Annotated in this window: 7 protein-coding genes; 3 read left to right on the forward strand and 4 right to left on the reverse strand. The window is 40.9% G+C overall.

All coding sequences use genetic code 11. The annotated features are described in order from the left end of the window. Positions 1-46 precede the first annotated feature (46 nt). Positions 47-469: a DUF3859 domain-containing protein gene (locus tag L4C33_RS19285; RefSeq protein ID WP_428814024.1), complete on the reverse strand. Its 423-nt coding sequence runs from the start codon at positions 467-469 to the stop codon at positions 47-49. Between the two features lie 16 nt (positions 470-485). Further along, positions 486-857 (reverse strand): ATP-binding protein, encoded by a 372-nt coding sequence (locus L4C33_RS19290; protein ID WP_428814025.1) that lies wholly within the window; start codon positions 855-857, stop codon positions 486-488. A 223-nt stretch (positions 858-1,080) separates the two neighbouring features. Between L4C33_RS19290 and metA the strand changes: the two genes are divergently transcribed. Together metA and pilW are read left to right on the forward strand one after the other, a co-directional pair. After that, the gene (gene metA / locus L4C33_RS19295) at positions 1,081-2,022 is read left to right on the forward strand and encodes a homoserine O-succinyltransferase MetA (RefSeq protein ID WP_428814026.1); all 942 of its coding nucleotides are present in this window, start codon (positions 1,081-1,083) and stop codon (positions 2,020-2,022) included. A gap of 156 nt (positions 2,023-2,178) precedes the next feature. Beyond that, on the forward strand, positions 2,179-2,907 hold the full coding sequence (pilW, locus tag L4C33_RS19300) for a type IV pilus biogenesis/stability protein PilW (protein ID WP_428814027.1): 729 nt from the start codon (positions 2,179-2,181) through the stop codon (positions 2,905-2,907). Between the two features lie 284 nt (positions 2,908-3,191). Here pilW and rlmF read toward each other — a convergent pair whose 3' ends face one another. Both rlmF and L4C33_RS19310 read right to left on the reverse strand, forming a co-directional pair. Continuing rightward, a complete protein-coding gene (gene rlmF, locus L4C33_RS19305) occupies positions 3,192-4,472 on the reverse strand; it encodes a 23S rRNA (adenine(1618)-N(6))-methyltransferase RlmF (protein WP_428814028.1) in 1,281 nt (426 codons plus the stop codon). Positions 4,473-4,476: 4 nt separating this feature from the next. After that, a complete protein-coding gene (locus tag L4C33_RS19310) occupies positions 4,477-4,974 on the reverse strand; it encodes a YgjP-like metallopeptidase domain-containing protein (protein ID WP_428814029.1) in 498 nt (165 codons plus the stop codon). Positions 4,975-5,080: 106 nt separating this feature from the next. Here L4C33_RS19310 and L4C33_RS19315 point away from each other — a divergent pair, with 106 nt between their 5' ends. Beyond that, a complete protein-coding gene (locus tag L4C33_RS19315; protein ID WP_428814030.1) occupies positions 5,081-5,314 on the forward strand; it encodes a glutaredoxin family protein in 234 nt (77 codons plus the stop codon). Positions 5,315-5,517 lie beyond the last annotated feature (203 nt).

Raw genomic sequence — 5,517 nt, forward strand, 5'->3', positions numbered from 1 at the left:
ACCTTTTTGTTTTGCTAGAACTCTCTAGTAAGCTTCCTTCCTAACACTAAAAGCCTCTACGCTTCCAAAATTGGCCTTCATCTTTGGCGTGCAAGTTAAATGTTTTGTCAGCTATCACTTTGCCTTTAAGCTCAATCGTCATTCGCCAATTCCCTATTTTATTATCAACAGGTGCCCAAATCGTATCACCTAGGTAAAAGTCCCAATCGTTATTTCCGATGTACTCTTCCCCGTCAAATGGTTCCAGTATTTCGCCTTTATCTGTTGTGATATTGGGATGATAAATACAATAGCGAATCTTCTCACCTTTCGCTTTTTTGATATTGACGATGTAGCCAAACTCAACATCAATTTCAGCGGGAACTTCAGTAGTAAAGTCTTGAATTTTAGGTAAGTGTTTTGATTTTGAGTCCCAAGTGGAATAAATACCATAGGAGCTCATTTCAACTAAGACTGAACGTTTTGCCATTGTTTTTCACTTCTCTTTATTCTTGCCAATCACGCTTCATGCGCTTGATAACATCATCACTCACACCGTGGATATTTTGATATTGCCCGCGACATACTTCCACTATCAATTGAGCTTTATATCGTTTCGCCAATTTACGGTAAAACGTCATTTCCCACTGCTTCACAAAGGTATTAGACACAACAACATCTTCACCTTGCTTTAGGTATTGCTCAGCTTGATTTTGGCACCATTGATGAGCCTGAGGTAACTTCAAAGGGTCAAATTGATATTCACCATCGTCATTCAAAAAATACATGTCGGCTTCAAGGTGGATAGCGCTATAGCCCCTAGCCTTGGTTGACTTTCCCGAACCAGGAAGCCCACGAATTAAAATAAGTTTCGGCATAATATTTTTAGTGACGCTATGTTTAGTGAACTCTAGCCAATGCTATACCAAATCGTCAGTTTTTTCTTTCAATGTTATCTATTTAGCTGTCACGCTAGGGGGTAGAGTTGTTAAAAATAGTGCATTCAAAGATAAGAAGTTTACATTCTGTATCGACAACGGTATCAATATACGATAAGTTCAGATGTATAGACGTCTAAATATCTAGCTTAGGGAGAAAGCTGTGCCAATTCGTATTCCAGATCAACTGCCGGCATCCAATGTTCTTCGTGAAGAAAACATTTTCATCATGCCAATGTCTCGCGCTTCTACTCAGGAAATTCGTCCTCTGAGAGTGTTGATTCTGAATCTAATGCCTAAGAAAATCGAGACGGAAACTCAATTTTTACGTTTACTTTCAAATAGCCCACTTCAAGTTGATGTTGAGCTTCTACGTATCGACGATCGCCCGAGTAAAAACACACCCACTGAGCATCTAGATAACTTCTACCGCCAGTTCGAAATGGTGAAAGGTCGTAATTTCGATGGGTTGATCATTACTGGTGCACCGCTTGGTCTTGTGCAATTTGAAGATGTGATTTATTGGGAACATCTACAAACCATAATGAATTGGGCTAACAAACATGTTACTTCAACATTATATGTTTGCTGGGCCGCTCAAGCTGGTTTAAAGCTACTTTATGACTTGCCAAAGCGTACGCGTAAAGACAAACTCTCTGGCGTATACAACCATGAGATCCACCAGCCTCATAACCCAATATTGCGCGGATTTGATGACAATTTCCTAGCGCCGCATTCGCGCTACGCTGACTTTTCTTCTGATTATTTATCTGAGCATACCGACCTTGATATTTTAGCGACCTCAGACGTTGCAGGGGTATACTTGGCGGCAACCAAAGACAAGCGAAATGTATTTGTCACTGGGCACCCAGAATACGACTCACACACCCTTCACAATGAGTACATTCGTGACTTAGGTGAAGGAATGGAGCCAGTTATCCCGATTAATTACTACCCGAACAACAACCCAGACAACAAGCCAGTTGCTAGCTGGAGAAGCCATGGACACCTACTGTTTTCGAACTGGCTTAACTACTGTGTTTACCAACAAACACCTTATGACCTTGATTCTTTTAGTGAAGAGAATTTCACCAAAGATAATTAAACTTCCTAGCATTTCATTCCGCATACTTGAAGAATAAAACTAGCCGCGAACTATCGCGGCTTTTTTGTGCCATGTGAGTCGCATTCTATTTCAATAGGGATCACTCTGAATATTCTGATTTCATATCATAGAGTTATGTTCTCAAGGAGTAGAAACATGCCTTCAAAATCCCGTACGCTATCACTGGCACTCACTTTAGCGTTATCTCTATCTGCATGCGTCACTGTAACCGATGGTCCACCTAAAGTTGAATCAGCGCCCAAAGAAATGGCAGAGTCTCGCATCGCGCTTGGGCTAGGTTATCTAGAACAAGGGAATATGGTAAGAGCGCGTGAGAATCTCGAATTAGCGATCAAACACGCTCCTAACTACTATCGCGCTCAAATATCTATGGCGCACTATTTCGAACAAGTCGGCGAAACAGAAGAAGCCAGAAAAACTTATCAGAAGGCGCTAAAGCAAGATTCAAAAAACGGGAATGTTCTGAATAATTACGGGACATTTTTGTGTAAGCAAGGTGAGTACGAGAAAGCAGACAATTATTTCAATAGGGCGATAGAACAGCCCTATTACTACCTAGTTTCAGCGAGTTACGAAAACGCAGCGCTATGTGCACTGAAATCAGGAAAGAATGAAAAAGCTCAGTACTACTTTACCCGAGCACTTGATCACGACCCAATTCGCGTATTGTCCATTCTTCAACTTGCCAAGTTAGAAGTTCAATCCAAACAGTACACAGAGGCTAGAATCAGATTGATGAAATTCCATAATATATATGGTTATCAGGTTGCGTCTTTGAAGATTTTGGTTGAACTAGAGCGAGAGGCTGGAAATGCCGCTTTAGAGAAGAAATATCAGGCGAAGCTCGATAAATTGACAAGTTAGCGTACAGAAACACTAGCGTTAGGCAGTAAAGCTTATTAGTAGTTATTTGAGTTTAGTATCGGGTTTGTCTCTTTTACGTTTGGAAATTGGCTTATTGATGTTCTTATACTCTCGGTATAACACAATGATAAAAACCAACACCCCCAATCCAAAGATAACAGCGAAGGCTATTTCGAGCCCTTCACAAACCACATCAGGTTTACAGGGGAGGTAAATTTCAATATCCACATTACCTCCCTAGCCTTTCATCCGAGTGACCGAATTATCGATAGAATAAGCTTAGCTTATTTGAGCTCTATCCACTCTGAGCGTTGAGCTTTGTCCATGAAGGTCCACGCTACAAAGCGACTTACTTTTTGCCCCTGGCTCATCTCAACAATTTTTACCTGTTTTGCATCTAGTTGGCCAAGTGTGCTCTGCAATTTCGGTAAATTCTCTTTTTTAGACAGAAGTGTCGTAAACCAGAGGACTTGAGTTGCGAACAATTTACTCTCTTTCGCTAATTTATCCACGAAAGCCGCTTCACCGCCGTCACACCAAAGCTCAGATTTTTGGCCACCAAAGTTTAAAGCTGGCTGAGGTTTTTCCTGATTTTTATTCGGTTTGCCTTTAGCATTACGAGTATCGATACCTTGCTTCTTGTTTCTATTTGCCGCTAGGTTATCTAATTTACGTTGTGCGCCTTGCTGAGCTTCTTCAAGAGACTGATGAAAAGGTGGATTACACGTTGTCACATCATAGCGCTCGTTATCGCCAATGATGCCTTTAAACATATGCTCAACGTTGTTTTGTAACTTACAACGAATCTTACCTTTCAATACAGGGTTCACTTCTGCAATAAAGTTTGCCGCTTTGATTGAAACAGGGTCAATATCGCTCCCTTTATACTTCCAACCGTATTCTGTCGCACCAACAATTGGGTAAATACAGTTTGCACCGACACCAATATCAAGAGCAACCACCGCTTTATGGTTGTAAGTGTTGTCTTCACACTCATCGTTAAGTAGGTCAGCAACTCGGTGAATGTAGTCTGCTCTACCTGGAATAGGCGGACATAAATAGCCAGCTGGAATATCCCAGTGTTGAACGCCATAATGGTGTGCCAATAATGCTTTGTTGAGCATTTTAACCGCTACAGGATCAGAGAAGTTCACTGTACTCTCACCAACTGGATTCTTGATAATATGATCCGCTAATTCAGGCAGAGCTTTCGCCAGTGCAACTAGATCGTAACGCCCGTTATGTTGGTTGCGAGGATGCAGCCCACTTTTTTTCTGGATGCCATTCTTCTGGCCACGGTTTTTATTCTGTCCCGACTGTTTGTGAGCAAATGGTTTATGAGCAGATGGCTTGCTGCCTCCGGTTTTCTTACCAAAAGACTTTTTGCTTGATGTCTCTTTTCCTGCCGGTTTTCTACCTTTAGATTCACTCGATTTCTGTCCAGCGAATTCTTTCTTAGCCTCGCCATTTTTCGACTTCACAGTCGACGATCTATTGGTCGTGCTCGTCGGCTTTTTCTTTGCCAAACTGAGTGTTGTCTTTTTGGTATTGTTCTCTTGGCTCATCTGGCTACTTCTTCAATTCTAGGTAAATCATAAATAAACGCGCATCCAACTCTAGTTGATGATAGTTCGGTTCCATATGACAGCAAAGCTGATAGAAAGACTTATCATGGTCTTTCTCTTTAATATGAGCGAGCTCATGTACTACTAACATTCTCAACAGCGGCTCTGGCGCATTTTTAAAAATACTGGCTATACGTATTTCATTTTTCGATTTGATCTTTCCGCCGTGGTTTTTCGCAACATAACTATGAAGCCCTAAAGCATTATTAATTAAGTGGATTTTGCTGTCGTATATCACTTTACTGATAGGCGGTGTTTTCTTCATATAGCGATTTTTAATGTCTATCGCGTATTCGAATAAGGCCTTCTCATGTTTGATCGTATGATTTTCTGGATAACGAGATTCAAACCAAGGAATCAATTTATCAGAATCAATCAATTGTTTTACTTGGTCGACAATATGCTTTGGGTAACCTTGGATATAGCGTAATGATGGATGCATTTCGAAAAAGGTGAAATTTTAAAGGCGCACAGTGTAACTGATCACGCTTTTCTAATCATCTAAGATTCGCTACACTTCGCCTAGAACCACCAAGAGATAAGTTAAAATGAAACGTGTTGTATTGTACGTGGCAGATAAATGCCCACATTGTAAAGATGCTCAGAGATACCTAGATTCCAAGAAAATCGTTTACCGCCTCACGAATGCGAAGATGCAACGTGGCCGTAAAGAACTACAAGCTATGGGTGCTCGCTCTATTCCTGTGTTGAAGATTGGTGACCAAGTCATGGTCGGTTGGAACCAAAAGCACTTCGACAAKATGTATAACTCAAAAAACTAATCTCCCTCCTATTTGCTATTACCTCTAGCTATCACGCTTTAGGTAATAGCCAGCCACTCTTCCTCACATAGATACAAATCAACCTCTGCAGATTGTTGACAGCCCTGTTCATCGAAATCAGCATACAAAACACCATACTAAAAAATATAGAATTCGATGAAAAGAATATTATTAATAGGACTAGCTGTCTTAGGAAGCTCAAC

Source organism: Vibrio makurazakiensis, from assembly GCF_050337375.1.
In the GTDB taxonomy this organism is placed as follows: Bacteria; Pseudomonadota; Gammaproteobacteria; order Enterobacterales; family Vibrionaceae; genus Vibrio; species Vibrio makurazakiensis.